Annotated in this window: 24 protein-coding genes, 1 rRNA gene, 2 pseudogenes and 1 riboswitch; of the genes and pseudogenes, 9 read left to right on the top strand and 18 right to left on the bottom strand. The window is 40.0% G+C overall.

Annotated features, from left to right (window positions below; all coding sequences use genetic code 11):
* A 16S ribosomal RNA gene (locus tag J7E67_RS24740) occupies nucleotides 1–391 on the bottom strand; the annotation flags it as partial.
* A 446-nt stretch (nucleotides 392–837) separates the two neighbouring features.
* Between J7E67_RS24740 and J7E67_RS24735 the strand changes: the two are divergent.
* Both J7E67_RS24735 and J7E67_RS24730 read left to right on the top strand, forming a co-directional pair.
* Nucleotides 838–1,801 (top strand): annotated as a pseudogene (locus J7E67_RS24735) (LacI family DNA-binding transcriptional regulator).
* Between the two features lie 197 nt (nucleotides 1,802–1,998).
* On the top strand, nucleotides 1,999–2,808 hold the full coding sequence (locus J7E67_RS24730; RefSeq protein ID WP_214733007.1) for a Cof-type HAD-IIB family hydrolase: 810 nt from the start codon (nucleotides 1,999–2,001) through the stop codon (nucleotides 2,806–2,808).
* An 88-nt stretch (nucleotides 2,809–2,896) separates the two neighbouring features.
* Here the strand turns inward: J7E67_RS24730 and J7E67_RS24725 are convergent, their stop codons facing one another.
* The 6 genes from J7E67_RS24725 to J7E67_RS24700 all read right to left on the bottom strand — a co-directional run bounded on the left by J7E67_RS24725 (nucleotide 2,897) and on the right by J7E67_RS24700 (nucleotide 8,532).
* Nucleotides 2,897–4,303: a sensor histidine kinase gene (locus J7E67_RS24725; RefSeq protein ID WP_251026975.1), complete on the bottom strand. Its 1,407-nt coding sequence runs from the start codon at nucleotides 4,301–4,303 to the stop codon at nucleotides 2,897–2,899.
* A complete protein-coding gene (locus tag J7E67_RS24720; protein WP_214733006.1) occupies nucleotides 4,293–4,967 on the bottom strand; it encodes a response regulator transcription factor in 675 nt (224 codons plus the stop codon). The genes J7E67_RS24725 and J7E67_RS24720 overlap by 11 nt, the downstream gene beginning before the upstream one ends.
* Before the next feature lie 145 nt (nucleotides 4,968–5,112).
* Entirely contained in the window at nucleotides 5,113–5,796 is a 684-nt protein-coding gene (locus tag J7E67_RS24715) for a PspA/IM30 family protein (protein ID WP_214733005.1), read from the bottom strand.
* Nucleotide 5,797: 1 nt separating this feature from the next.
* Nucleotides 5,798–6,217, bottom strand: a complete 420-nt coding sequence (locus J7E67_RS24710; RefSeq protein WP_214714117.1) for a hypothetical protein — start codon at nucleotides 6,215–6,217, stop codon at nucleotides 5,798–5,800.
* 165 nt (nucleotides 6,218–6,382) lie between these two features.
* Complete coding sequence (add, locus tag J7E67_RS24705; RefSeq protein ID WP_214714119.1) at nucleotides 6,383–7,378, bottom strand: adenosine deaminase; 996 nt, start codon at nucleotides 7,376–7,378, stop codon at nucleotides 6,383–6,385.
* Nucleotides 7,379–7,452: 74 nt separating this feature from the next.
* Nucleotides 7,453–7,553, bottom strand: a riboswitch (purine riboswitch).
* An 88-nt stretch (nucleotides 7,554–7,641) separates the two neighbouring features.
* The gene (locus J7E67_RS24700) at nucleotides 7,642–8,532 is read right to left on the bottom strand and encodes an acyl-ACP desaturase (RefSeq protein ID WP_168245907.1); all 891 of its coding nucleotides are present in this window, start codon (nucleotides 8,530–8,532) and stop codon (nucleotides 7,642–7,644) included.
* Between the two features lie 333 nt (nucleotides 8,533–8,865).
* On the opposite strand from J7E67_RS24700, the gene J7E67_RS24695 reads away from it, so the two are divergent.
* From J7E67_RS24695 to J7E67_RS24685, 3 genes are read left to right on the top strand one after another with little or no spacing between them, the layout of a single operon-like run.
* Nucleotides 8,866–9,504, top strand: coding sequence for a nucleotide sugar dehydrogenase (locus J7E67_RS24695; RefSeq protein ID WP_214714121.1), 639 nt, complete (start codon nucleotides 8,866–8,868; stop codon nucleotides 9,502–9,504).
* Nucleotides 9,505–9,516: 12 nt separating this feature from the next.
* Nucleotides 9,517–10,038, top strand: a complete 522-nt coding sequence (locus J7E67_RS24690) for a phosphatase PAP2 family protein (protein ID WP_251026984.1) — start codon at nucleotides 9,517–9,519, stop codon at nucleotides 10,036–10,038.
* A gap of 23 nt (nucleotides 10,039–10,061) precedes the next feature.
* A complete protein-coding gene (locus J7E67_RS24685) occupies nucleotides 10,062–11,204 on the top strand; it encodes a glycosyltransferase family 4 protein (RefSeq protein ID WP_214733003.1) in 1,143 nt (380 codons plus the stop codon).
* 61 nt (nucleotides 11,205–11,265) lie between these two features.
* On the opposite strand, the gene J7E67_RS24680 is transcribed toward J7E67_RS24685, so the two are convergent.
* On the bottom strand, nucleotides 11,266–12,441 hold the full coding sequence (locus J7E67_RS24680; RefSeq protein ID WP_214733002.1) for an ABC transporter substrate-binding protein: 1,176 nt from the start codon (nucleotides 12,439–12,441) through the stop codon (nucleotides 11,266–11,268).
* A 382-nt stretch (nucleotides 12,442–12,823) separates the two neighbouring features.
* Between J7E67_RS24680 and J7E67_RS24675 the strand changes: the two genes are divergently transcribed.
* Nucleotides 12,824–13,645, top strand: coding sequence for a metal-dependent hydrolase (locus J7E67_RS24675; RefSeq protein WP_214714129.1), 822 nt, complete (start codon nucleotides 12,824–12,826; stop codon nucleotides 13,643–13,645).
* Between the two features lie 330 nt (nucleotides 13,646–13,975).
* Nucleotides 13,976–14,920 (top strand): SDR family oxidoreductase, encoded by a 945-nt coding sequence (locus J7E67_RS24670; RefSeq protein WP_214714131.1) that lies wholly within the window; start codon nucleotides 13,976–13,978, stop codon nucleotides 14,918–14,920.
* Nucleotides 14,921–14,980: 60 nt separating this feature from the next.
* Here J7E67_RS24670 and J7E67_RS24665 read toward each other — a convergent pair whose 3' ends face one another.
* The 3 genes and pseudogenes from J7E67_RS24665 to J7E67_RS32395 form a co-directional block, all read right to left on the bottom strand.
* Nucleotides 14,981–15,742: an NRDE family protein gene (locus J7E67_RS24665; RefSeq protein ID WP_214714133.1), complete on the bottom strand. Its 762-nt coding sequence runs from the start codon at nucleotides 15,740–15,742 to the stop codon at nucleotides 14,981–14,983.
* Nucleotides 15,743–15,767: 25 nt separating this feature from the next.
* Nucleotides 15,768–15,975, bottom strand: a pseudogene (locus J7E67_RS24660) (hypothetical protein); the annotation flags it as partial.
* Nucleotides 15,947–16,075, bottom strand: a complete 129-nt coding sequence (locus J7E67_RS32395; RefSeq protein WP_374102965.1) for a hypothetical protein — start codon at nucleotides 16,073–16,075, stop codon at nucleotides 15,947–15,949. The pseudogene J7E67_RS24660 and the gene J7E67_RS32395, both read right to left, overlap by 29 nt.
* Nucleotides 16,076–16,280: 205 nt before the next feature.
* On the opposite strand from J7E67_RS32395, the gene J7E67_RS24655 reads away from it, so the two are divergent.
* Nucleotides 16,281–16,514, top strand: coding sequence for a hypothetical protein (locus J7E67_RS24655; RefSeq protein WP_214714134.1), 234 nt, complete (start codon nucleotides 16,281–16,283; stop codon nucleotides 16,512–16,514).
* Between the two features lie 93 nt (nucleotides 16,515–16,607).
* Nucleotides 16,608–16,787 (top strand): DUF3934 family protein, encoded by a 180-nt coding sequence (locus tag J7E67_RS24650; RefSeq protein ID WP_168241740.1) that lies wholly within the window; start codon nucleotides 16,608–16,610, stop codon nucleotides 16,785–16,787.
* Nucleotides 16,788–16,935: 148 nt separating this feature from the next.
* Here the strand turns inward: J7E67_RS24650 and J7E67_RS24645 are convergent, their stop codons facing one another.
* The 7 genes from J7E67_RS24645 to J7E67_RS24615 all read right to left on the bottom strand — a co-directional run bounded on the left by J7E67_RS24645 (nucleotide 16,936) and on the right by J7E67_RS24615 (nucleotide 25,791).
* Nucleotides 16,936–18,006, bottom strand: a complete 1,071-nt coding sequence (locus J7E67_RS24645) for an LLM class flavin-dependent oxidoreductase (protein WP_214714136.1) — start codon at nucleotides 18,004–18,006, stop codon at nucleotides 16,936–16,938.
* Between the two features lie 22 nt (nucleotides 18,007–18,028).
* Entirely contained in the window at nucleotides 18,029–18,874 is an 846-nt protein-coding gene (locus tag J7E67_RS24640) for a VOC family protein (RefSeq protein ID WP_214714138.1), read from the bottom strand.
* Between the two features lie 250 nt (nucleotides 18,875–19,124).
* The gene (locus J7E67_RS24635; RefSeq protein ID WP_214733001.1) at nucleotides 19,125–20,507 is read right to left on the bottom strand and encodes an L-cystine transporter; all 1,383 of its coding nucleotides are present in this window, start codon (nucleotides 20,505–20,507) and stop codon (nucleotides 19,125–19,127) included.
* A 266-nt stretch (nucleotides 20,508–20,773) separates the two neighbouring features.
* On the bottom strand, nucleotides 20,774–22,435 hold the full coding sequence (locus tag J7E67_RS24630; protein ID WP_214714286.1) for a glycerol-3-phosphate dehydrogenase/oxidase: 1,662 nt from the start codon (nucleotides 22,433–22,435) through the stop codon (nucleotides 20,774–20,776).
* Nucleotides 22,436–22,576: 141 nt separating this feature from the next.
* Nucleotides 22,577–24,067 (bottom strand): glycerol kinase GlpK, encoded by a 1,491-nt coding sequence (gene glpK / locus J7E67_RS24625; RefSeq protein ID WP_214714141.1) that lies wholly within the window; start codon nucleotides 24,065–24,067, stop codon nucleotides 22,577–22,579.
* A gap of 25 nt (nucleotides 24,068–24,092) precedes the next feature.
* Complete coding sequence (locus J7E67_RS24620; RefSeq protein ID WP_214714143.1) at nucleotides 24,093–24,917, bottom strand: MIP/aquaporin family protein; 825 nt, start codon at nucleotides 24,915–24,917, stop codon at nucleotides 24,093–24,095.
* A gap of 304 nt (nucleotides 24,918–25,221) precedes the next feature.
* Complete coding sequence (locus J7E67_RS24615) at nucleotides 25,222–25,791, bottom strand: glycerol-3-phosphate responsive antiterminator (protein WP_214714145.1); 570 nt, start codon at nucleotides 25,789–25,791, stop codon at nucleotides 25,222–25,224.
* Between the last annotated feature and the right edge of the window lie 48 nt (nucleotides 25,792–25,839).

The following is a 25,839-nucleotide window of genomic DNA, read 5'->3' as shown; positions in this document are numbered from 1 at the left end:
ACTTTCGTCCATTGTGGAAGATTCCCTACTGCTGCCTCCCGTAGGAGTCTGGGCCGTGTCTCAGTCCCAGTGTGGCCGATCACCCTCTCAGGTCGGCTACGCATCGTCGCCTTGGTGAGCCGTTACCTCACCAACTAGCTAATGCGCCGCGGGCCCATCTGTAAGTGTCAGCCGAAACCGACTTTCAGCTTTTCCTCATGAGAGGAAAAGGATTATCCGGTATTAGCACCGGTTTCCCGGTGTTATCCCAGTCTTACAGGCAGGTTGCCCACGTGTTACTCACCCGTCCGCCGCTAATCAACAGGAGCAAGCTCCTATTGATTCGCTCGACTTGCATGTATTAGGCACGCCGCCAGCGTTCGTCCTGAGCCAGGATCAAACTCTCCAAGAAAGTTGATTAGCTCATTTTGTTACGTTGGCTTAGCTTCACTTTCTGACGAAAGATTCACTAATAAAAAATTTGTTGACGTTTCTGCTTTGTTTAGTTTTCAAAGAACTATTTTGTGACAGAATAACATTGTATCATCTCACTTCAATAAAGTCAAGTGTTATTTTGAAATAACTTCATTTGAATCAGCGAGGTTTTTATCATATCAATCAATATCATTTTTGTCAACTGGTGAAGGATTATTTTTTAGGAAGATCATATCTTCTTTCGCAATGCCCTCATCAGATTTACTATATTACTATTGTATATTAATAAAGTCAACTAGTATTCTACAAACAAATATATTATTTTTATTTTTAAGATAAAGTTATAATAAAACAATTATGCAAACATTAACTGAAAATCGCGGGGTTGCAATGGTGTCAGGCACCGCTAAGGAAGGTACTTGTATGACAAACATTAAAGATGTGGCGAAGATGGCAGGGGTATCTGTAACAACAGTTTCTCGAGTGTTAAATAATCATCCTTATGTAAGTGAAGAAAAAAGGGGTGCAGTTTTAGAAGCGATTAAACAGAGTAACTACCAACAAAATATTAATGCCGTCCATTTAAGTATGGGGAAAACCTTTCTTGTTGGTGTGGTTGTTCCTTTTATCGATCACCCTTACTTTGCACTATTAATTAAAGGAATAGCGAATGAAGCGTTACAAAACAACTACAAGTTGGTTTTATTTCAGACCAATTACGCGGAGACCAGGGAATTAGAAGCCCTTCAAATGCTAAAACAAAAGCAGATTGATGCGTTAATTATTTGTTCGAGAATATGTACTTGGTCGACAATCGAAGCGTATTTGCCTTTTGGGCCCATTGTTTTATGCGAAGATACTAGAGGGAAAAACGTATCCTCCATATTTGTGGATCACTATAAAAGTTTCCATTTCGCCTTAGATTACTTGCATCAAAAAGGTCATCATAAAATCGGTTATTGCATCGGACGGAAATCAGGAACAAATAGTAGAAACAGGGAATTAGCGTATATGCATTTTATCAAGAACTATCATTTGCCTTTTGACCCTGCCTATATTTATGAGGATTGTCTTCACTTTGAGGATGGAGAAAAGGTAATAAATCGGATTAAACAAATGTCTAATCCTCCCACAGCATTGCTTGTGACGAGCGATGAGGTCGCGGCAGGGATTGTAACTTGTGCGCAAAATTTAGATGTTAGGATACCAGACGACCTCGCACTAATTGGTTTCAATAATCCCCATTGCTAAAATGATGAATATCACCACAATTGAAATCCCCCTTGAGGATATCGGCAGGAAATTATTTTTACAAGGAATCATCAAAAATGAAGAGATTGCACAAAATGAAATCCCCGTGAAATTAATTGAGCGAAAAACGGTGTAATCTCAAGCATCAATTGTCCTCTCCCTTCGAATTCTTACATTAAAGGAACTGCTAAAACAGAATTTTTTTACAAACCACTTGACCTGAAACGCGTTTCATAAAATATTCTGTTTTTGCAGGAACTCACAACACGATGTCGGCGTGATCGGAATCCTCTGAGCGTAACGACCGTGTTGTGTTTAACGGAGGGGTAGAAAATGACAAAGCCTATTGTTTTTTTTGATATTGATGGTACGCTGCTTGACGAGGATAAAGTGATTCCGGATTCTACAAAGAAGGCCGTTCGTTTACTTCAGGAAAAAGGAGTTCACACAGTTATCGCCACTGGTCGTGTACCGAAAATGTTTTATTGGATTCAAAAAGAATTAAATATCGACTCTTTTATTTCCATGAATGGACAATATGTCGTGTTTGAAGGGCAAGAAATATACGCGAATCCAATCAATGATGAGCTGCTTCATTCCATCACCACTATGACAGCAAGTAAAGGGCATGCCCTTGCTTACTGCAGCCACGATGATTATAGGGTCAGCGAAAGAAACCATCCACTTATTGAATCTTGTTTTGATTCATTGATGATGTCCTATCCTAAAGTTGATGAAGGATTTTATAAAAATAGAGCCATTTACCAAGGACATCTCTACTGTAATAGCAGGGACGAAGATCTATATATCAACAGTTTCCCTGATTTCCACTTCGTCAAATGGCACGATTACGCTTATGATTTCCTTCCAAAAGGCGCCTCAAAAGCGGTCGGTATTCGCAAACTGCAAGAGTACTTAGATATCAATAATGAGAACTGTTTTGCGTTTGGAGATGGTTTGAATGACTTGGAGATGTTAACAATGATTGGAACGGGGATTGCTATGGGTAATGGGGTTCCTGAAGCAAAGGCTGCAGCCGATTTAATCACAACTTCATCTTCTAATCACGGGATTCTCAATGGTCTTATCCAGGTGGGTCTTTTAGAAAAAGAGGCAGCTGTAGAGTATGAAAACAAAAGATAGTACCCGTTCGAATTGGTAGTTTTTTAGAAAGTTTGAAGTCATTCAAATATCTTATGGCGGACAGTGTCAGGCACCGTTCGCCATATATCTATGCATTAAAAACAAGTGGGATATGAATCATAAATGTACTCCCTTTGCCGAGTTCACTCGAAACTTTAATGGTCCCTTTATGTGTGTCAACGATCCACTTGGCGATGGAAAGTCCCAAACCATGCCCTCCCATTTGCCGGGAACGAGATTTATCGGACCTGTAAAAACGTTCGAAAATACGCTGATAATCCTCTGGCCTAATTCCGATTCCGGTGTCCTGAACAGAGATACAAAGCTGTTGTCCTACTATTGATAGTGAGAGCTTAACTTCACCGCCCTGCGGGGTGTATTTTATCGCATTGTCTAAAAGTATATATAATAGCTGTGATAGTCTTTGCGGATCGCCGACTGTAATCAGCGAACCAAGCGTATTCAAGTGGAGCGTGATTTGCTTGGAAACTGCCAGCGGACGGACGGACTCAATTGCAGTTTCTGCTTGGGAACGGAAGTCAAAGGTCTCTAGATTAAGTTGGATTGTATTTGAGTCGGAACGGGCTAAGGTTAATAGATCGCTCACCAAATGTGTCATCCGCCTCACCTCTTGCCTCATATTCGTAAGTATTTTCTCTACCATGTCTCTCTTTTGAGGTTCGATCGTCATTTCCACCGCATCGATCGATGAGAGCAAGACACTTAAGGGTGTCCGTAATTCATGTGAGGCATCTGCCACGAATTCACGCTGCCTTGTAAATGCGCCGCTAATCGGAATCATCGCTCTTTTTGACATTACCACACTCATATAGATGGCAATACCCAAAAACAAGATGCCTATTGCTATCAGAATCAGCAATAGAGAGCGGAATAGCTGATACGTAAATGTAATGTCTTTTCCCACATACAACTGCCCAATGAATTGACCTTTGTCGTAAATTGCTCGACTTGTAATTATTAGCCGAATATCTTTAGGTGCCTCCCGCGGATGAAAGCCCCCCTTCATTCCCCTTCCGTTTGAATTTCCTTCATCATGCAGTGTTTCCTTTCGAATTTCTCTTTCGTTTTGAAATCTTCCATTTATTAGCTGCAGTAGATCAGAGCGCAAGCGGGGATCCGATTCATTCCCCATGATGATTTCTCCCTTAGAATTAACCACATAATAAAAGAACTGATTGACTCCAGCAAACACCAACTCTTGGTCATCCATTCCTTGGAGATCATTCTGTTCATCTTTTAATAAATAACTCTCAATGAAGTTTGCTTCCTGATTCACTAATGATTGAAGTTCTCGTTCCTGGTTGTTTAGGATAACAACGTGTAGGACGATATAAACGATCGCAATAAAAAAGACAAGAAAGAGCATGAGCAGTCCACTATACATGCGTGTTAATCGGCCTTGTGTGCTCTTAAAAATATCTTTTTCACCTAGGTTCGTGAAGGTCTGTATGAATGAGCTAAATTTAGTTACCAAACTTATACCCTACCCCTCTGATGCTTTGAAGCAAATTTTGTTTTCCGAAAGATTGGAGTTTCTTTCGGATTAATTTGACTGTCGCATCAATGGTTTTAGGTGCTACCTCTGAATCGAAGCCCCAGATTCGCTCAAGAATCACTTCACGTGGCAGGACCTGCCCCTTATTTTTCACCATTAAATCTAATAACTGAAATTCACGAGGGCTTAGTTGAATTTCCTCTCGATCCAAACGTACAATATGGCTCTTCCGATTCAAAACCAATCCATGAAATTGGATCTCATCCTCCAATATTGGCGCATAATTCCGGCGGGAAAGTGCACGCAGCCGAGCTAAAAGTTCGTCAATTTCAAACGGTTTGACAAGGTAATCATCCGCACCAGAATCTAATCCCTCAATTCGGTCCCCCACGGTATCTTTGGCGGTTAACATCAGAATCGCACCCGAATAACCCTGTTTACGCAATCGGCTGCAAATTTCTACACCTGTCCCATTTGGCATCATCCAGTCCATGATTACTACATCGTAGTGAGCAGAGGTGGCGTAATAGTAGGCATCTTCTCCGTCTAATACCCACTCAACCAGGTATCCGCCCTTCTTTTTTAGCATATAAACGATCAGCTCTCCGAGACGTATATCATCTTCTGCTAATAAAATATTCATGGTATGAACCCCTTTGCAATTGATTTTTAGCTGAATCTATCCTCTCTAGTAACTCAAATCTAGCATCGCAATCTTAAAGTTTGCTTAAGAAAAGATAAGGATATAAAAAAGAAGCACCATAAATAATGGGTGCTCCTTTCTCGTCCTATTTTACGTTTTCTTCTAATTGCAGTACTTTTTCATTTTTTAGCTCTTCAAGTTCCTTATTCAATTCTTCTTCGTTTACAAAGTTGCTGTAAGCTGCATACTGGGCTAACGGGGCTGAAAACTGCTGACCAGCTTGTACCTCTGCTTCCATCATTAAAATCCGTTCTTCCGCACGGGCCACACCTCTTGAAATGTTGTCAGTTTGGAAGGAGACTGTTGCATTTTGAATCTGCTTCATCGACTGCGCCACATTCGCGCGGGATGCTAAAAGGATTTTCTTATGCTGCATTTGGTTATAGGTCTCTTTCAGCTCATTTAATTTTTCGATAAGAATTTGAGTTTGGGCTTTAACCGCTTCATATTGTTGCTTGTAAAGGTCTAGCTGCTTTTCATGGACTAGTTTCTCTTGCACCGCTAACTTCGCGATTCCATCCTCACCCTGTTCAATCGCTAGTTTCGCTTGACGCGTACGCTTTGCTACCAATCCTTCGGTTTCCAAAATGAGAGCAGCTTGTTTATTCTCCACAAAAATTTGACGAGACAAGGCTTTCTGGACTTTTAAAATTTCTTGCTCCATTTCTCGTGAATATTCATTTAACATCGCAATTGGATCCTCGATTCCATCTAGTAACCCATTGATTTCTGCCATCGTTATCGTCTTTACTCTTTTAAAAATACCCATTTTACACATTCTCCTTTTTATTGGTTAAATTTTTTTCCCATGTATCTAAAATACTTGCATTTTGATTTATTACCGGTATATGTGAACCCACTGGTGTGTTAATAAATTGTTTCATCGATGAGGCCTTTGCCTTCTTTCTAAACCATCTCACTAAGAGAACCACAACAGCTAGTCCAATTAGAAGGCCGAGCCAAGGAAATCCTCCGCCGTGGTGCGGTCCGTTCATAACCTGGTGAGAACCAAAGCCACCTTGTTGTCCCATGGCCCCTCCAGGTCCAGGTCCAGGGCCATGTCCGTGCGGTCCATTCGCATAACTACTATGACTTTGGCCTCCAAATAAATAGTGGAGAACATTGACCACCAAAATCATGGCGGCGATTCCCACGCCCCAGAAAATACCTTTTCTCACTTTCGTATTCATCTCTCTTTCCTCCTTTCTACTTGATACCTGAAGTCTAATAAAGAATAGTGAAAACTTGGTGAAAGCCTGTCCCATTATTTAAAATTTCTCAAAAAAATAGAAAAGGTGTCAGGCACCATGTGAAAAATTCACATGGTGCCTGACACCTTTCATTCTACTTTTTTCTCAGGGCATAAATTTTTTTAGCATTTCCTTTGTTTCGGAATCGGCAAAGCTTGCTTCGACACTATTAAGGTAAATTTGCTTATAGTCATTTTCATTTATATTGAATTCTTTAAATACGATGTTACATTCATTCGCCATTGTAGTATCTGAAACGGTCCGGTTGTCCGTATTAACTGTTACCTTGATCCCATCCTTATGGAACTGATAGATTGGATGTTCACTAAACTGGTTCACTGCTTTTGTTTGCACATTACTGGTTGGGCACATTTCAAGGACGACATGTTTTTCCTTCACAATGTTGTATGCTTCAGCACAATCCTTTATGAATACGCCGTGTCCAATTCTCTCTGCACCTAAAAGTTCAACCGCCTCTAATACATTCTTCCCTATGCCTGTTTCACCCGCATGGATCGTAACTCTATAACCATATTCTCTAGCTAAGGCGATCGGTTCTACGAATCTTCCACAAAATCCTTCCTCTTCCGATGCGCATAAATCGATGGCCACTACACCTTCTCCAAGGAATCTCTTCCCCTTCTCAATGACCTCAAAAGCACGGTCCGCTGGCATCGTTCTCATACAGGAAAGAATCAAGTTTCCCTTTATATCAAATTGCTTTTCAGCATCCTTCATTCCAGTTAAGACGCTTTGGATGATATCTTCAACGTCTAATCCCCCTGCTGTATGAAGTAGTGGTGCAAATCTTACTTCCATGTATTTCACATTTTCCCGGGCCGCATCCTCAAAAAGTTCAAAGGAAATCCTTCTAAGATTTTCCTCTGACTGCATAACTAAATTAGGAATAGAAAATTTCTCTAAATATTCATCCAGGGATTTGCAATCTAATGGAGCAATGAGCTCTCCTTTTATCTCGTCTATTTTCATAGAGGGTAAACTGATACTCTCTCTCTTTGCGATATCAATGATTGTTTCAGGTCTTAGACTCCCATCTAAATGGCAGTGAAGTTCAATTTTGGGTAAGGTTGCGAAATTCATGTTGGATCTTTCCCTCCTAATTTTTGTTTGGTTAAAAAGTGAAAAAAAAAAATTCCTGATTACGAAGAAAATACACATCCATGTACCTTCTTCGTAATCAGGAATTTATAGGTTCCTGGTAGAGACCTCCAAACCATATCATTGGAGTTATACGAAATTTTTATTAAATTACTATTGCTCAAGAATAATAAATCTTATTTTTATTGTCAAGCGTTTTAGTTTCGATTGGATAGGTAATATTTTCCTTTTTATTCGGAAGCAACTTATTTATTTTTATAAAAACGATCTCTTACTCTTTTCAACCGGGCGTGATAATTTAGAATGTCCAGTCTAGCTTTTTCTGCTTCTGGTGCAATCGGTCTTAATTTTTCCAACTCCCAATAATCAACAATCACATCTAAAACTTGATCAAAATATTCCAAAGGGCCGTAGTTTGCTTCTTTTGCTATAATGGCCATGCGATCTTCAAAATCAGGCATTACTGTTCCAGGCATTTGAAAATTCTTAATAACATGTCCTAAATGATAACAGTAATTGGGTTCTAGTTGCAGATGGAATTTAATCACGTCCCTGTAAAAGGCATAATGCAACGTTTCATCTTTTGCAAGTCGGCGAAGCAGACTAGCTAAATCCTTATCATGCGAACCAGCTACTTTGGCAACATTATTATAAAAAACCATGGTTGCGAGTTCTTGTAAAGAGGTATAAACCATGGTTTCAAAAGGCGTATGGTAATCAGGATTCCAGCCATTCTCAACCGTTTGTTTGTGTAATTGGTGGAGTCGCTTGGGATCTACATTGCGTGTTATTAATAAATACGTTTCAATCAGGTTTGAATGCTGATCTTCTTCCGCAGTCCAAGTATGGACAAAATCTTTAATAACCGTTAAAGAGCCTTTAAACGTTTGATCGAGATGCGAGGTAAACCATGGCAGGTTTACTTCGGTTAAAAGAGCCGTTTCAACCGCAGTAATAATGGACGGCGGCAGTGTGACCTGGCTTTCATCCCAGGGAACACGTCGAAAATCCATTGCCTTATCCCATGGTAAGAAATCATGGTAACCCCAATCTATTTTTTCAGACCGTTTTTTATGTTCTTCATATAAATCAATAAGTTTAGGCTCTAACCTAAAGTCCAAATCATTTGTTAACATCATAATCCCCCGTTGTTGTAAAAATTTATTTAGGTTTCCTGACAAGCGCTATTTCCAAATTCGAAAAATAGGGCCACTTATAAATCCCTTATAAAATCTGGAAAAATAGTTATTTTAATATCTGATGTTAGTACCTACTACCAACAAAATTATAGCACACTATTCTGAATTTACCTAATGAAGGGATTTTTAATATTCTCAGGTGTCAGGCACTTTATTCATGATGAAGATGCTGAATCTTACAATTTCTTTACATTCTTTTAACACCAGCTTAAGAAAAAATTCTCTATTCCCTTATACAATTAAGTAAATAATATCAATTGGAGGGATTGGATGAAGATTACCGTTGCTGGAGCAGGATATGCAGGGCTAGTCACAAGTGCTTGCTTAGCAGAATTAGGGCATATGGTGACATGTATAGACATTAAGAAAGAGAAAATTGACATGCTCCAAAATGGTCGTTCTCCGATTTTCGAGCCTGGTCTTGAGTCTCTTTTAGAAAAAAACCTCCATAACGGTCAACTGAATTTTACAGTGAGCCATCATCAAGCCTATTCAGAGGCTGAAGTTATTCTTATCGCGGTCGGAGCACCCAAAAAGCCTGATGGGTCACGGGATCTAAAATACATCCACGTAGTTTCACACACGATTGCACACTATATCGAAAATGATGTAACTGTATGTACAATAAGCACGGTTCCAGTCGGTACAAACAATCTGATCCAAGAAATTATTAATAGAAGCAAACCCCCGAACCTCCAAGCAAACGTGGTCGCTACTATCTGGTTTCTTCGGGAAGGTTCTGCCATCCGAGATTTTTTCCATGGTGACCTAATCGTAATTGGAACCAATTATCCTGAAGCAGCAATCATAATGGAAAAAATTTATCAACCCTTGAAAATCCCGCTAATAATAACGGACATCCGAAGTGCTGAAATAATGAAAAACGCATCGAATGCAAAGGGGGAATAGACAATGATAAAAATGCTACATGTATTTTATGGTTTTGAATGCAGGGTCCTGCAAAAGGTAAACAGCCATTTTGATAAACAGCTATTAAATCTTTTTTTCCGCACGGTTACACACCTTGGTGGAGCTAGAATAACTATCGCGGCCACATTTTTTCTCTTAATCCTCTCGCCAAGGGAGATCAGATTGATTGCCATTGCTAGCGCACTTGCATTATCAGCAAGTCATATACCAGTACATTTTGCAAAGTTGCTATTTCCTCGTAAAAGACCCTATTTAAGGATTGAAAAAACAAAGTTTCCTGCTAACCCATTACAAGATCATTCTTTTCCTTCAGGGCATACAACGGCAATATTTTCTGTTGTGACGCCATATGTCTTATTCATACCTCTACTTTCTTATGTCCTAATCCCTTTAGGACTATGTGTAGGCATTTCTAGAATTTACTTAGGTCTTCACTATCCTTCCGATGTGATTGCTGGAGGAATTCTAGGGACCCTCTCTGGGAGCCTATGCTTTTATTTATTGTGGATATGAGAGATACAATTAGGAGGGATTATATGAAAATTGCTATTTTCACAGATACCTTTCATCCAGACATCAACGGGGTTGCTGGGACGCTTAAACGATTGACTACCTATTTTGAAGATCAGAATATTGATTTTAAAATTTTTGCACCCGATTCAAATTCCAACGATTATAGTTCTACGAATATTCATCTTTTTAAAAGCCGTTCCTTTTTCTTATACCCTGAATGCCGCTTAGCTTTTCCAAACCTTCTTCAAATCAAGTCAGAGTTACAACATTTCTCTCCTGATTTAATTCATGTTGCAACCCCCTTTAATATCGGCCTTTGTGGTATTTATTTTTCTAAGAAATTAAACATTCCCCTCGTTGGTTCCTATCACACCAATTTTGATCATTATTTACACTATTATGACCTTCATTTTCTTTCAAAAATCCACTGGAAATACATGCTCTGGTTCCATCGAACATGCAGAAAAATCTTTGTCCCCTCAACTGAAACATTCCTACAGCTTAAGCACCATGGATTTTCAAACTTAGAACTATGGCCTAGAGGTGTGGATTGCCAGCTTTATCACCCCTATTATGATAAAAACGCTGTTCAAAGACATTACAGTACACAAGGAAAATACCTCCTTACCTATGTTGGCAAATTAGCACCTGAGAAAGATATTAAAACACTATTTGCCGTCGCAAAATCAATCCCGGCTGAAATAAATGAAAAATTACATTGGTTAATCGTTGGTGATGGCCCATTACGCGAGGAACTGCAAGCCCAAGCAGTAGCTAATATGACCTTTACAGGATACCTATATGGAAAAAGCTTAGCCGAAGTCTATTCAGCATCTGATCTATTGGTTTTTCCCTCACCTACTGAGACCTTTGGAAATGTTGTTCTAGAGTCCCTTGCGAGTGGAACACCTGTTATAGGAGCAAAGTCTGGAGGTGTTAAGAATATAATTAAAGCAGGGATTACAGGTGATTTATGTAAACCAGGGAATATTCAGGAATTTAGAGATGCCATTATTCAGATTTTAACGGATGATGGAATGCGAGAACAGATGGGAAACGCCGGAAGAGATTACGCATTAACACAGAGATGGGATCGGATATTTGAAAATCTGACTTGGCATTATAAGAATGTAATCGAAGAACAAAACGGGCAAAAGTATGCATGATTAAGAAAAATAAAAAAAGTGAAATGGAAGGCCCGTCCTTCCATTTCACTTTTCGCAATTTTTATGGATTAACTTTAGTGTTAAACACTTGCTTACCGTCTTTATATTCTAAAACAGTAGCTGATTTAATTGGATTGTGGTCTTTATCGATAGTGATCTTACCTGTAATCCTAGAAAAATCTTTTGTATTCTCTAATGCCTCTTTAATCTTTGTCGTATCTGTACCGCCAGCACGCTCAATCGCATCAGCTAATAGATAAACTGTGTCATAGCCAAGTGCATTAAATGCATTAGGTGATTCACCATTGAACTTTTCTTTGTATGTTGTTACGAATTTTTGAATATTTTTATCTGGATCTTCAGATGTGTAATGGTTTGTGATAAATGTATTATTTAAAGCGTCAGCTCCAGCTAATTGGACTAACTTCGGTGAATCCCAACCATCTGCACCCATTAATGGAGCAGTGATTCCTAACTCACGAGCCTGTTTTACAATTAAACCAACTTCTTCATAGTATCCAGGAATAAAAATGAATTCTGGATTTTTGGCTTTAATTCGAGTTAAGGTTGCACGGAAATCAGTATCTTTCGCAACATATGCCTCTTCGGCAACCACTTTACCGCCAGCCTTTTCATATGTCTCTTTAAATGCAGCCGCTAACCCTTTGGCATAATCACTAGCACTGTCTGCAAAAATAGCTGCATTTTTTACATTTAATTCTTTCGCAGCAAAATTCCCAGCAACGATCCCTTGGAATGGATCAATATAGGAAGTACGGAAGACGAATTCGTTCAATTTTCCATTATCGCCCACGGTTACGTTTGGACTTGTTCCCGATGGAGTTAAAAGAATTGTTTTTGTATCATTTGCGATTTGAGCCTGTGCCACCGTATCACCACTAGTTGCCGCTCCAATAATGGCTGTAACTTTGTCTTGACTTGTTAACTTAATGGCGCCGTTCGTAGCCTCTGCTGCTTCGGACTTGTTATCTACTTTAATGATTTCTAGCTTTTTACCCTTTACTCCACCAGCTTTATTAATCTCATCAACTGCAATATCGATACCGTTCTCAAGTGACTCCCCGTAAGAAGCAACCCCACCGGATAACTCTAAGTTAACTCCAACTTTAATCGTTTTACTGTCACTGTCTGAACTTTTTGGTGCTCCTGAACAACCTGCAAGTATTCCAGCTAATAAAGTGGAAGCCATAAACATTTTTGCCCATTTTTTCTTCATTATAATGACCTCTTTCTGTTTTCTGATTTTTCTGACATAACAAAGCGTAGATTGATAACCTTTTATGATTCAAAATACTTTTGTTTACTGTCTTAACTAATTGATAAATATTATTTTAAAACAATTTTTTCGATTCGTCTAGTATATTATTTGATTTATTTAAATATTTCTGACATTTTTGTTTTACAGTTATTTGGTAGTGCTTTCTTTCAGAATCCCCTAATAACGTTATTCTAACCATATTTAATTTTTTACAAAAAATTATACTAATAATCGGTTAACGCTCATTTATTATGAATAGTTGATAATAAGTTCTTATTATTCTTTCTAATAAATAAAATGTTATAAGAAGTCTCATTCTAAGGTTATGGGGGTGTTCTCTTTGAAAATATTACGGCTTGGCCATGCCATGTATGTCCTAAAAAGCAAGGTTGGAAAAAAGTATCTAATTGATCCGTTCTTCGATTTGAATCCCGGCTTTCCTCCGCAATTAAACACTGCTGACTTCTACCAATCTATTGATTGTGTATTTTTAACCCATGGCCATTTCGATCATACAAGCGGTCTTACTAAGTTGGTTGAACATAAACCTGATATTATGATTGTGGCACAATACGAGCTGGCACTTATCCTTTTGCAGCAAGGAATTAAAAATGTCCTTCCAATTAATTTAGGGGGTTCTGTTTCCTTTGAGGATGTAAATGTAACCATGGTCCAGGCAAAACATACTTCTTCCTATGGCGAAACCCAAGGTCCACCAGTATATGCCGGTGAATCGGCAGGTTATATTTTTGACTTTAATGACGATTATACTCTATACCACTCTGGTGATACGGCATTAATGTCAGATATAAAGCTGATTCAAGATGTGTATGAGCCGGAAATTGCGATCCTTTCTTCAAGCGGACATTTTACAATGGGACCAAAAGAAGCAGCCTATGCTGTAAAAAACTTATTAAAAGTTAAATATGTGATTCCCAGTCATACCTTTCCGACACATGAAACAGCTGCTTCTCCTGAATCATTAGCCCAATTATTAAAGGCTTTCCCTGTTGTTGATTTTATGATTGATAAAGACAACGAGTTAAAGGAATTATTAAAGGATTATCCAAAGACAGCCGTGATTACACTCTCTTATGGAGAAGAAATAGAGTTCGATAAAAAACTCTGGTCAGAAGTCTTGGTTGATAAGGAATTCTCATGAGAGAGGCACCCTTTAAGAGGGTGCCTCATTTTTATGCAGCCATAAACTAAACAACTAATCAAACGTTTGATTAGTTGTTTCATTTGACCCCTACACCCTTTTGGAATTCTTCTATACCAAGGCATCAGCCCAAATTAACCAAACGTTTGATTAGTTTTTCTTCCAATGAACCAAACCGCCTTGAAATCCTTCAATACCAAAGCCTCCGCCCCTTTCAATCAAACGTTTGATTAGTTTTTCCCTCATGGAATCATCAGCCCGGAAATTAACTTTAGACGATACCTCCGCATATAATGTTCTAATTTTACGCCCATGTTATGGAGGTATTTCATGAATAACTATCCAATGTATCCTTATTACAGCAAAGAAACAAAATGCGAAGAGAAACCTATTGCTTTTCCCCCTCAGCATCAGGAGCAACAGCCTGGGCTGGAGTATTTAATGAATCCCAAACCCATATACGAAAACCCCTCCTATGCGGGCAGCCAAAAGCTGCAAAATAAAGTGGCTATCATTACTGGTGGAGATAGCGGCATAGGACGTGCAGTTGCCGTAGCGTTTGCAAAAGAAGGCGCCGATGTTGTGATCGCATACCTTTACGAACACCAAGATGCCGAAGAAACGAAGACAAGAATCGAGCAGATTGGAAGGAAGTGCTTAGCACTCCCAACTGACATTCGCTATAAGGAGAATTGCAACAAGGTGGTGGAACAAACGATAAAAACATTCGGGAAAATAGATATACTAGTAAATAATGCAGCGGTACAATTTCCGCGAGAAAAGCTAACAGATATATCTGAAGAGCAGCTCATCAATACATTTGCAACCAACATCTTTTCCTATTTCTTTATGACCCAAGCCGCAATGCCTCATTTAAAGTCAGGGAGTTCCATTATTAATACAGCCTCAATAACAGCTTATCGTGGTGAAAAAACTCTAATTGATTACTCATCCACTAAGGGTGCAATCGTTTCTTTTACACGCTCATTCTCTCAAAATATCGTTGAGCAGGGTATTCGAGTAAATGCTGTAGCACCCGGACCAATCTGGACCCCGCTTATCCCTTCATCCTTCTCAGCTGAGCGCGTATCAACCTTTGGAACTGACACACCAATGAAACGAGCAGGCCAACCCTTTGGAACTGACACACCAATGAAACGAGCAGGCCAACCCTTTGAGCTCGCACCAACCTACGTCTACCTCGCAAGCCTTGACTCCCAATATGTAACAGGGCAAACCCTGCACGTCAACGGCGGCGACTATATTACCTCATAAAAAAGAGTGTCAGGCACCGCTCGTGGACAAATGTCCACGAGTGGTACCTGACACCATGTTTTAACTCAATAATTCCACCGTAAATTGCTGATCACTCGTGCCCTTCTTAGAGAAGACTCGTTCGACGTATTGAATTTCTTTATCAGACATCAACATGACGGTCGAGCTCCTCGTGCCATAGTCCTCACTTTTAATAAACAACGGCGAAAGCATTCTTTCCCATTCTAAAGAAACGCCTGTGTGCGGAAGAAGTTCGTCTGGAGCTTGGTCTGCATTTTGGAGCATGTTCAAAAGCTCCTCTACCCTATCTTCCCGTTCGCTCTTTATGATTTGGGACATGCCTTCCTTACCTTTTTGCACCTTTGGCCACTGAGTATTTAATAAATGATTGCTGACACCATAAATACCAGGCTCCACCTTCTGAAGCTCTTGCCCTTTATTTGAATAATAATATAGTTCCGTTCCATCCCCTGCAAGTAAGTTAAAGCCCGGATAGAGCTCTTTTCTCCCTACAAGACTTTGCATATAATCCTTTACTCTACCTTTGTGTTTCAGGGCATCGGAAACTAATTCTCCACGTGAACGCTTCCCTTTCGTTTCTTCCTTTGGGTCACGATAATTGGTCAAAGCCGCAAAACGTCCAGATGTGGTAACTCCCATCCAAGTGCCCATTTTTTCTAAATCTCTACCGGCAAGGATGTCAGGTCTGTCTTCCCAATAATGAGCAGGGGCAGTAAGTCGCCCGTAAAATTCATCTCGGTTTGCCGCTACAAGGAGCTTGTAGACCGGATGGACTCTATAGGCAAAAACGATTAAACACATATACAATCACAGCCTTAAAAATAATTTACTCTTTAAGTTTACGCACCATTTTTTTGATAAGACGAATTTGGCCGCGATGGCTCAGTCATCTTCAAACACATGGAACCATTTAAAGTAGTTATTTGCGGGGCGTTCCCACCAAAACAGTGTTTGTTCAAATAACCATTCATCTGGGAGCGCTTTAATGTTTCGATCGTTATGTTCCTAACATCCGCTAATTGATCCATGTAAAAATGTCGTATATCTCGAATAATTCATCATCGAAACTAAATTACTAAACTCCAGGCCCAAACCGTCTTTTTGATCTATTAGGTATAATGTATCCAAATTCATTCCATTACCTCCATATGGAAAAATCATACACAAACCATTATTCGCCATATTTTTTGAAAATCCTTTTAACCTGTTGGAATCCTCCGTTCTAAGTCTTTTAATGAAGCTCAAATTGCTAAAAAGAAAATAAATCTATTCCTGATTTTAATCGCAAGGTTGGAAATAATAATAGCTACGACCTAATTTAATTTGGAGGTGTGTTTCCATGTCAGAATTAGAGCCTTTAGAATACGAAACAGGCACTGCTATCCGCGAATACGACATTATTGAAATTACTCAAACAACCAACGGGTATGAAGTAGTGCTTGATATTGAATTAGACAGCGGCTATTCCTTAGCAAGAACAAAATTAGAAGTCACCAATGAGGACTTATTAGGATATGAAACAAATGAGATTGAGGAAGGGATTAAATATGCGTTAGGGTTTTTCAATCATTGACAACAAACTTATATTTTCAGGGCAAATCACCATGAACTGTGTTAAACTAACCAACGACGTTAGAAGAACGTACATTAATAATGGAGTGGTTAAATGAGTAGTGCGAAAGGGAAAGGCGGAACAGGCAGAGGAACCGGCAAGAAGGGCTGGACTCGTTGGCAAGCAGGTGTCAAAAAAGCAAAAAGCGCCAAACCATATGTCAGCAAAGGTGTTAAAAGAGCAAATGACGGAAACAACACCAGCAATAATAAAGGTGACACATCCGAAAAATAGTAATAAATCAAAGACTCAGGGGACTCCATCCCCCGGGTCTTTATTTCCCCCGAGCAAACGACCTTTTCAAAAAAAGCGCCAGTCCATCACAGGAGGACAAATGTCCACGAGTGGTGCCTGACACCTAATTTTACACCTCATTTCCTTCTTATTTGCTGGTTTCCCTCCTTACGACTGGTGCTACTTCTGTTGCTAATCGCTCGATGCTTTCGGCGACTTGTTTAAAGGGCATTCCGCCGATGTCCATTTGGGCGATAAACCGCTGGTGTCCATATAGTTCGTATTGATGGAGGATTTTTTCAATGATCTGCTGGGAGCTGCCAACAAATAAAGCCGTTTCCGGTCCGGCCATCTGTTCAAAATCAGCCCTGGACATTCTTGTATTCATCCCACGCTGGCGATTAACGGATCCCCAATAATTGGAATGATACGGATAGAACTCATCCTTTGCCTTTTGGGTTGTTTCCGAAATAAATGCATGACCAGTCACTGCAACCTTCATCGATTCAGGATCATGCCCTGCTTGACTGGCGGCCTGGCGGTAAATATCTACAAGCGGCTTAAACCGAATGTGTTCGCCTCCAAGTATCGCTATTGCTAAGTTAGTCCCTAATCTTCCTGCTCGTGCTGCGCTTGACGGAGTTCCTCCAACACCTACCCACAACGGAATATTTTCTTGTAATGGCCGTGGTGCTATTTCTGCATCCTGCAACGCAGAACGAAATTGACCATTCCAGGTCACTCGGTCTTGTGCATTCAGCTGCTGAAAGAGCTTGATGTTCTCTTCAAAAAGCTGGTCATAATCGTCTAACTCATACCCGAACAGCGGGAAAGATTCTATAAATGCCCCGCGCCCCGCAATAATTTCCGCCCGTCCGTTTGACAGGAGATCAAGTGTCGCAAAATCCTCAAATAGCCGAACAGGATCGACGGTGCTTAAGACAGTTGTAGCACTTGCCAGTTTAATTCGTTTTGTAACTTGTGAAATGGCGGACAAGACGACGGGTGGTGCGGACACGGCATAGTCGAGGCGGTGATGCTCACCAACGCCCACTACATCTAATCCTGCCTCATCAGCCATTTTCGCTGCTTCAATAATTTCTTCAAGTCGCTGTCTTGCGCTGATAGTCTTCCCTGTTCCCCCATCCGGAACTAAATCCCCCAATGTATAGATCCCTATTTCCATACCTGAATGTTCGTCTTTGGAATCTGGCTTCATCTTCATATCCTCCCTCAATCATTTATAAAACTAATCGAATTTGATTTCCTGAAGGATCTTCCGTTACAAAGAAATCAGCTTCTTCCGATATCTGCGCACCTAATTGCTTTAGCTGTTTAATCGCATTCTCTCTTGCTGCTTCATCAGGGAAAACGAGTGAGTACCAATTTAAGCCGACACTATTTTTCGGTGGTGTCGCTGCCCCTTCACCTTGCCACGTGTTGATAGCAATATGATGATGATAACGTCCCGTGGAAAGGAATGCAGCTTGTGGATAGTAACTAACAATTTCAAAACCAAGCCCTTTAGTGTAAAATTCTTCTGCTTTTTTCAAATTAGATACGTGAAGATGAATGTGGCCCATAACTGTGCCAGCCGGCAGACCGCTCCATTCCACATCACTCTCCGCGATAATTCCATTTCCATCAAGCTCTTCAGTTGCCATTTCTACTAAACCGTTGTTCCATCGCCATTCTGAAGAAGGGCGATCTCGGTACACTTCAATCCCATTTCCGTCTGGATCGTTAAGGTATAACGCCTCACTTACATAATGATCTGCAGCACCCAGTGGATATCCCGTTTGAATCATATGCCGTAAAAAGACAGATAAATCAGCTCGCGATGGAAGCAAGATCGCAAAATGATACAAACCTGAACTACGTCCTGTTTTCGCAACCACATCTTTCGGCTGCTCTAGCGTTAATAATGGGGTTTTTCCGTCTGTCGTTAAGACTGCTTTACGATCTAGTTTCTCCAATACTTGAAAGCCCATGATATTTTGATAAAAAGTGAGCGCATAATCGAGGTTTTTTACTTTAATATTGACCTCACCGACATATATATTTGGTGCCTGATGAAATTTATCCATTTTCTCCTCATCCCTTCCTTATTCATTTGTAAACGAATGTTTTAAAAATTAATCTTTTTATTAATATGGTTATTTTACATTCCATTAAACCGATTACTATTTCCTATGCTTACAGTGTACCTCTAATTTATCTTGAATTCAAGTATTTTAAATTCAAAGTATGTGGGAGACCAGCCTATTTTTTAACTCTTGCAACAGAAAAAGGACTCTTCCGCTAAGCGAAAAAGCCCTTGAACCTGCCTCACGTTTTTTATGCTTCGACGATATTAGGCTGCTCGTAAACCTCGTTTTCAAACTCGCCTGTTACTTTACTAGTGAGTATGCCTGATGTCATCGCTCCGCTGACATTTAGGGCTGTACGTCCCATGTCAATGAGAGGCTCAACTGAAATAAGCAGACCAACAATCGCAATTGGGAGATTCATTACTGATAAAACGATTAAGGCTGCGAAGGTTGCACCGCCACCTACACCAGCAACACCAAACGAACTAATCGCAACCACAAGAATGAGCGTTAGAATAAAGGATATACTTGTTGGATCCATACCTGCCGCTGGAGCAACCATCACCGCTAGCATCGCAGGATAAACGCCTGCACATCCGTTTTGACCGATTGTTAGCCCAAACGAACCCGCAAAGTTTGCAATACCTTCGGATACACCAAAGTCCTTTGTTTGTGTTTTAATGGTCATTGGCAATGTTCCTGCACTTGTCCGTGAAGTGAAGGCAAAAGTTAAGGTTGGCAGCCCTTTTTTCACATAATTTATAGGACTTAGTTTCGCAAATGATAAAAGGAGAAGATGGACAATAAACACAATAATGAGCGCCACATACGAGGCAATCACAAACTTACCTAGTTTTGCTATCGCTGCATAGTCACTCGTGGCTGTAACCCTGGCTATGATCGCTAAGATACCATATGGCGTTAAACGAAGAATCAGTGTGACTACCCTCATGACAACAGAGTAGAAGGTATCAATGATCTTTGCAAAAAATTCACCATGCTCTGGGTCCTTACGCTTAACTCCAAGGTAAGCAATACCGATAAATACGGCAAAAATAACAACCGCAATCGTCGATGTTGCGCGGGCCCCAGTTAAATCCTGAAACGGATTGCTTGGGATTAACTCAATGATTTGCTGTGGGAGTGTCATATTTTCGATCCCTGCAGCTCTCTCCTCTAACTGGGCATTCCGGGCTGCTTCTGCATCTCCTTCAGTTAGCTGAACCCCGTCAAGACCAAATCCTAAAGCTGAGCCAATGCCAACCGCGGCAGAAACGGCCGTCGTTGCAAGAAGGATGCCGATGACAAGAAAACTGATTTTCCCTATATTTTTAGTTAATTTTAGTTTTGTAAAGGCCCCTACAATCGAAACAAAAATGAGTGGCATAACGATCATTTGTAATAGCTTTACATAGCCATTCCCGACTATGTTAAACCAATCAATCGAACCTGTCGTCACTTCATGTGTCGTACCATAAATGAGATGAATAATAAAACCAAATATAATTCCTAAACCCAACGCACTAAAAACACGCTTGGAAAAAGAAACATGCTTTTTTTGCATCGTAAATAAACCAAACATGAGTAATAGCAGCACCGCAACATTTACAATGATAAGAAAGGTATTCATGGAATTCCTCCTCTTTATTTTTCGGAAAAATTGAAAACCAAATATTCCAATGCATTAAGTCGGAATTAAATTCGTCTTCGTCTTCATCGTCATCGGTAATTTCTGTACCTTTATACTTTAAAACAGTCAAACGTTTGATATGGTAAATAATATGACATGGCGACCCTATATATTCCAAGCCCATAAATTATTCAATCAAACGTTTAATTAGTTTTTCAATCTTCCAAAAAATTACGCGTACTATTAGGACTGCAAGTCAGATAAACTCATATCATTTCAGTCGGTTTCGGATGGATAGCATCCTTTAGTGCGGTTTCTAATTCGTCTTTGAACGCGGCCTTCTCCTCCAATGTCCATCCAAGAGCATCTTCCATAAAGCCAATGATTGCTTCTTTCCACTCATTTACCCATTTGATATCAAAAAATAAAGCTCCAGTTCGACGGATAAAAAAGTCCACTGGTTTTACGGCCATTTCTTCCTCTAAGGAATAAACGATTTGAACATACACCTCTAGCGGCAAGCCAAATTTGTTATTTGGGTCATACGTTTTTGCAATTTCAAAAATACGATCAATATTGGAACCATAGCGATGGACTAATTTTCGGTATTGGTCCTTTGAAAACCCACTTAACTCGCCTTCTTTTTCCTTTTTTTCTATAAATGAAGCAAAGTTACGAGAGCCATCAATATGACCTCCAGAAATAGGTAAATGCTTTGTTCGGCAAGATCCAATATGGCGTGCTTCGCCGCACTGTTTAGCGATCAAGTCTACAACCGTTTCTGCCATTTTTCTGTATCCGGTCAGTTTCCCGCCTGCGATTGTAATCATGCCAGAATTTGATACCCAAATTTCATCCTTTCGCGAAATTTCAGAGGGATCCTTGCCTTCTTCATAAATAAGTGGTCTTACCCCTGCCCAGCTTGATTCAATATCCTCCACCTTGATAACAACGGTTGGAAACATATAATGAATCGCATTAATAATGTAATCTCGGTCAGCTGCCGTCATTTTCGGATGAATTGGATCGTTGCCATAATAGGTGTCTGTTGTCCCCACATACGTCTTCCCATCCCTTGGAATCGCAAATACCATGCGGCCATCAGGTGTATCAAAATACACCGCCTGTTTAAGGGGAAATCTCGACTGATCCATCACCAAATGGACCCCTTTGGTGAGCCGCAGTTTTTTCCCAGATAACGATTGATCTTTGTCTCGGAGCGCATCGACCCAAGGGCCAGTGGCATTAATGATGTGTTTTGCGTAAATATCATGAACGGTACCAGTTAATAGATCCTCAACTTTAGCACCGATCACCTTACCATCTTGATACAGTAACTCAATCACTTTTGAATAGTTTACAGCTTTGACACCATGAGCGACCGCTTCTTTTATGACCTCGATGGTTAACCGGGCATCATCGGTCCGATATTCCACATAATACCCGCCGCCTTTTAATCCCTCTTTTTTAATCAGCGGCTCTTTCTGAATGGTATCATCCGGAGAAAGCATTTTTCTTCGTTCACTTTTTTTTACGCCTGCTAAAAAGTCATAGACTCGTAGTCCAATTGATGTACCGAATTTCCCAAACGTTCCACCTTTATGCATTGGCAAGAGCATCCATTCTGGTGTAGTTACATGTGGGCCATTTTCATAAACAATCGCCCGTTCCTTCCCTACTTCTGCGACCATCTTCACTTCGAATTGTTTTAAATACCTGAGACCACCGTGAACAAGCTTCGTTGATCGGCTTGATGTCCCAGCGGCAAAATCTTGCATTTCGACTAATGCCGTTTTCATTCCCCTTGTTACGGCATCTAATGCGATTCCAGCGCCTGTAATTCCCCCACCGATGACAAGTACATCAAATTCTTCTGCGGCCATTTCCTTTAGGATTGTGTTTCTATTTGAACTCGAGAATTTTAACATTTCCACTATGGTTACCTCCAATGGGGATAAAAAAAAGAGGCCACAACAATCACAATGATATTAAATCCATTGCTTTGTTGTGGCCTCTCGAGTTTCTCCCGCCAAAATATTAACTTAAGTATAGTTTACCATAGATTACGATTATTTAAAAGCCCTAGCTGCGTTTACAGCCTTTTTCCAACCTGTATATAAATTGTTTCGATCCTCTTCAGCCATATCTGGTGTAAATGCTTTATCCATATTCCATTGAGTAGCGATTTCTTCTTGGCTTTCCCAATAACCTACCGCTAATCCTGCTAAATATGCAGCTCCTAATGCTGTGGTTTCTTTTATTTCTGGACGTTCCACTGGAACATCTAACACATCGCTTTGGAATTGCATTAAAAAGTTATTAGCAACAGCTCCACCGTCTACACGCAAAGCTTTAAGCGAAATACCTGAATCCGCCTCCATAGACGTTAAGACATCCTTTGTTTGATAAGCAAGGGATTCTAACGTTGCGCGAACAAAGTGTTCTTTCGTTGTACCACGTGTTAAGCCAAAGACCGAACCACGTACATCACTATCCCAATAAGGTGTTCCTAAACCGACGAATGCTGGAACGACATAAACACCGTCAGTAGATGCTACACTAGTAGCAAATTTCTCGCTCTCTTCAGCGTTTCTAAACATCCGGAGCCCATCACGAAGCCATTGAATGGCAGATCCGGCAACAAAGATACTTCCTTCTAATGCATATTCTACTTTTCCGTTAATACCCCATGCAATTGTTGTTAACAAACCGTGCTCTGATTTTACTGCTTGTTCTCCGGTATTCATTAACATAAAGCAGCCAGTTCCATAAGTATTTTTCGCCATTCCTTTATCATAACATGCTTGACCGAATAGCGCTGCTTGCTGGTCACCCGCAACTCCGGCAATTGGCACATTACAGCCAAAGAAATGGTAATCAACTGTTTCTGAGTATACTTCTGAAGATGGGCGAACTTCTGGAAGCATCGAAGCAGGCACAGAAAGAATATCTAATAACTCTTCATCCCATTTAAGGTCATGAATATTGTACATCAATGTTCTCGATGCATTGGAGTAATCTGTTACATGGGCTTTTCCACCAGATAGTTTCCAAATAAGCCATGTATCAATCGTTCCAAATAGCAGTTCTCCACGTTCTGCTTTTTCTCTTGCACCTTCTACATTATCAAGAATCCATTTCACTTTTGTTCCAGAGAAATAAGCATCAATTAAAAGGCCTGTTTTATCCCTGAATAATTGATCATATCCTTTTGCTTTCAATTCTTCACAAATCGCTGCTGTTTGGCGGGATTGCCAAACAATGGCATGATATATCGGTTGGCCAGTTTCTTTTTCCCAGACAACGGCTGTTTCCCGTTGGTTTGTAATACCGATTCCAGCCACTTGTTCTGGTTTTACATTAGCCCCGGCCAAACAAGAAGCCATTACCGCTAGGATCGAACCCCAAATTTCATTTGCATTATGTTCTACCCAACCTGGTTGAGGGAAGAATTGTTGAAATTCCTGCTGAGCGACTTGGACAATCTTTCCTTCTTTATTAAAAAGAATAGCACGTGAACTTGTTGTACCTTGATCTAATGATAAAATGTATTTTTCCATATATAAACTCTCCCTTTAATTAAAATTATGCACTGACTTTTTCTACGCGGACCGTTTCCTGAGGTTTCTTTCCCATTACGGAAGCGATCGCAAGAACAACTACAATTGCCCCTATTATAAACCAAAGACTCATTTCTGTTTTACCGAGAAAGGCCGCTTTATAAAATAATCCTCCCAAACTTCCTCCAAGGATTGGGCCTACAATGGGAATCCATGAATATCCCCAGTTAGAACTTCCTTTTCCCGGAATCGGAAGAAGGGCATGTGCTAACCTTGGACCAAAGTCACGGGCGGGATTGATCGCATATCCTGTTGTTCCCCCAAGACTCAAACCGATACTAACAATAAGGAAGCCTACCACAAGTGGATTTAGTCCATCAGTAAATTTATTTGCACCAATCGCTAATATTCCTAAAACAAGAATAAATGTACCAATAATTTCACTAATTAAATTTGCAAAAGTATGCGGAATGGCAGGACCTGTTGCAAATGTACCTAACTTCGCCCCTTGATCTTCTGTCACTTTCCAATGTGGAAGGTATTGGAAATAAATAATTATCGCCCCAATCATTGCTCCAATTACTTGACCGAAAATATACGATGGGACTTCTTTCCACGGAAGATCACCGGTAAACGCCAGCGCCACGGTTAAAGCAGGATTTAGATGGGCGCCACTAAATTTACCTACTGAGTATGCAGCAACGGCTACCGCAAATCCCCAACCAAACGTAATCACAATCCAACCACTGCCATTAGAGAGTGTTTTCTTCAGATTCACACCTGCGCACACGCCAGCACCTAACGTAATTAAAATAGCCGTACCAATTAATTCACCCCAAAAAGCTGTCATCATAAACCTCCTCTTTTTTTAAAAACATCTTAATCCGTTGAAAATAATCCAGAAAAAAACAAAAAAGACACACAGAAATATCCCAAAAAAGGGGAATTCCGTGAGTCTCTGGCTCTTCTTCACATATTATCAACTTAATCACTAGTATAACGTTTGCCTGAAAGCGCTGTCAACACATTCACATAATCTTCATGTTTTACTCATTATTTACCTATATTAATCTACTATAGTAGCCGAAAACCAACATAAAAAGGCATTCTCTATGAAAATAAAGAATGTCTTTTGAGTACAATTTAGTATTCTATTACTTTTTCTTTTCTGGCTCAAAATATTTCCATAAATCTTTTTTGGATGTTGTTACTGTGATTGCTCCTGCTGCAAATGCTTGTTCTACCTCTTCAATCGTATCGATAAATCCTCCGGCAAATACTTCCCTTTGCGTTCGATTGCGAATATCCTTAATAATTTTCGGCATAATTCCAGGTAACACTTCAATAAAATCGGGCTGGGTCCGTTCGATTAACGCGAAACTCTTTTCGATCGAACTCGTGTCTAATAAAAACAGACGCTGCACCGAAATTACGCCTTTCTGCCTCGCTTTCAGAATAACGCTCCCCTTAGTTGAAATCAGTCCAAATGGCTTAAATTCCTGACAAATAAATTCGGTGGAGTATTCATCACTTTTTAGACCATGAATTAAATCCATATGAATAATTAACTTTTTATGGTTGGCCTTAGCCATTTGAAAAATGGGTTTCAGTCTGGAAACATGCATATCCAAAATGACAAGATACTCATAATTACTTGTCATCATTTTTTCAACATCTTCTATTTTTCTAATTGCGGGTAACACCTTTTGTCCAAAGAAGCTCATCCCCATTGTTCACCTTTCATCTTCGTTCTCTTATTCTATTATTTTATA

The organism is Bacillus sp. ISL-46, from assembly GCF_018613205.1.
This window is presented reverse-complemented; position numbering and strand designations above follow the sequence as displayed.

Bases quoted from the DNA above. Each gene is read 5' to 3' on its own strand.
- J7E67_RS24730 (WP_214733007.1), top strand. From the start codon at position 1,999: ATGACAAAGCCTATTGTTTTTTTTGATATTGATGGTACGCTGCTTGAC.
- J7E67_RS24720 (WP_214733006.1), bottom strand. From the start codon at position 4,967: ATGAATATTTTATTAGCAGAAGATGATATACGTCTCGGAGAGCTGATC.
- J7E67_RS24715 (WP_214733005.1), bottom strand. From the start codon at position 5,796: ATGGGTATTTTTAAAAGAGTAAAGACGATAACGATGGCAGAAATCAAT.
- J7E67_RS24710 (WP_214714117.1), bottom strand. From the start codon at position 6,217: ATGAATACGAAAGTGAGAAAAGGTATTTTCTGGGGCGTGGGAATCGCC.
- add (WP_214714119.1), bottom strand. From the start codon at position 7,378: ATGAATTTCGCAACCTTACCCAAAATTGAACTTCACTGCCATTTAGAT.
- J7E67_RS24700 (WP_168245907.1), bottom strand. From the start codon at position 8,532: ATGTTAACAAATGATTTGGACTTTAGGTTAGAGCCTAAACTTATTGAT.
- J7E67_RS24695 (WP_214714121.1), top strand. From the start codon at position 8,866: ATGAAGATTACCGTTGCTGGAGCAGGATATGCAGGGCTAGTCACAAGT.
- J7E67_RS24690 (WP_251026984.1), top strand. From the start codon at position 9,517: ATGCTACATGTATTTTATGGTTTTGAATGCAGGGTCCTGCAAAAGGTA.
- J7E67_RS24685 (WP_214733003.1), top strand. From the start codon at position 10,062: ATGAAAATTGCTATTTTCACAGATACCTTTCATCCAGACATCAACGGG.
- J7E67_RS24680 (WP_214733002.1), bottom strand. From the start codon at position 12,441: ATGAAGAAAAAATGGGCAAAAATGTTTATGGCTTCCACTTTATTAGCT.
- J7E67_RS24670 (WP_214714131.1), top strand. From the start codon at position 13,976: ATGAATAACTATCCAATGTATCCTTATTACAGCAAAGAAACAAAATGC.
- J7E67_RS24665 (WP_214714133.1), bottom strand. From the start codon at position 15,742: ATGTGTTTAATCGTTTTTGCCTATAGAGTCCATCCGGTCTACAAGCTC.
- J7E67_RS32395 (WP_374102965.1), bottom strand. From the start codon at position 16,075: ATGAATTTGGATACATTATACCTAATAGATCAAAAAGACGGTTTGGGC.
- J7E67_RS24655 (WP_214714134.1), top strand. From the start codon at position 16,281: ATGTCAGAATTAGAGCCTTTAGAATACGAAACAGGCACTGCTATCCGC.
- J7E67_RS24650 (WP_168241740.1), top strand. From the start codon at position 16,608: ATGAGTAGTGCGAAAGGGAAAGGCGGAACAGGCAGAGGAACCGGCAAG.
- J7E67_RS24645 (WP_214714136.1), bottom strand. From the start codon at position 18,006: ATGAAGCCAGATTCCAAAGACGAACATTCAGGTATGGAAATAGGGATC.
- J7E67_RS24640 (WP_214714138.1), bottom strand. From the start codon at position 18,874: ATGGATAAATTTCATCAGGCACCAAATATATATGTCGGTGAGGTCAAT.
- J7E67_RS24635 (WP_214733001.1), bottom strand. From the start codon at position 20,507: ATGAATACCTTTCTTATCATTGTAAATGTTGCGGTGCTGCTATTACTC.
- J7E67_RS24630 (WP_214714286.1), bottom strand. From the start codon at position 22,435: ATGTTAAAATTCTCGAGTTCAAATAGAAACACAATCCTAAAGGAAATG.
- glpK (WP_214714141.1), bottom strand. From the start codon at position 24,067: ATGGAAAAATACATTTTATCATTAGATCAAGGTACAACAAGTTCACGT.
- J7E67_RS24620 (WP_214714143.1), bottom strand. From the start codon at position 24,917: ATGACAGCTTTTTGGGGTGAATTAATTGGTACGGCTATTTTAATTACG.
- J7E67_RS24615 (WP_214714145.1), bottom strand. From the start codon at position 25,791: ATGAGCTTCTTTGGACAAAAGGTGTTACCCGCAATTAGAAAAATAGAA.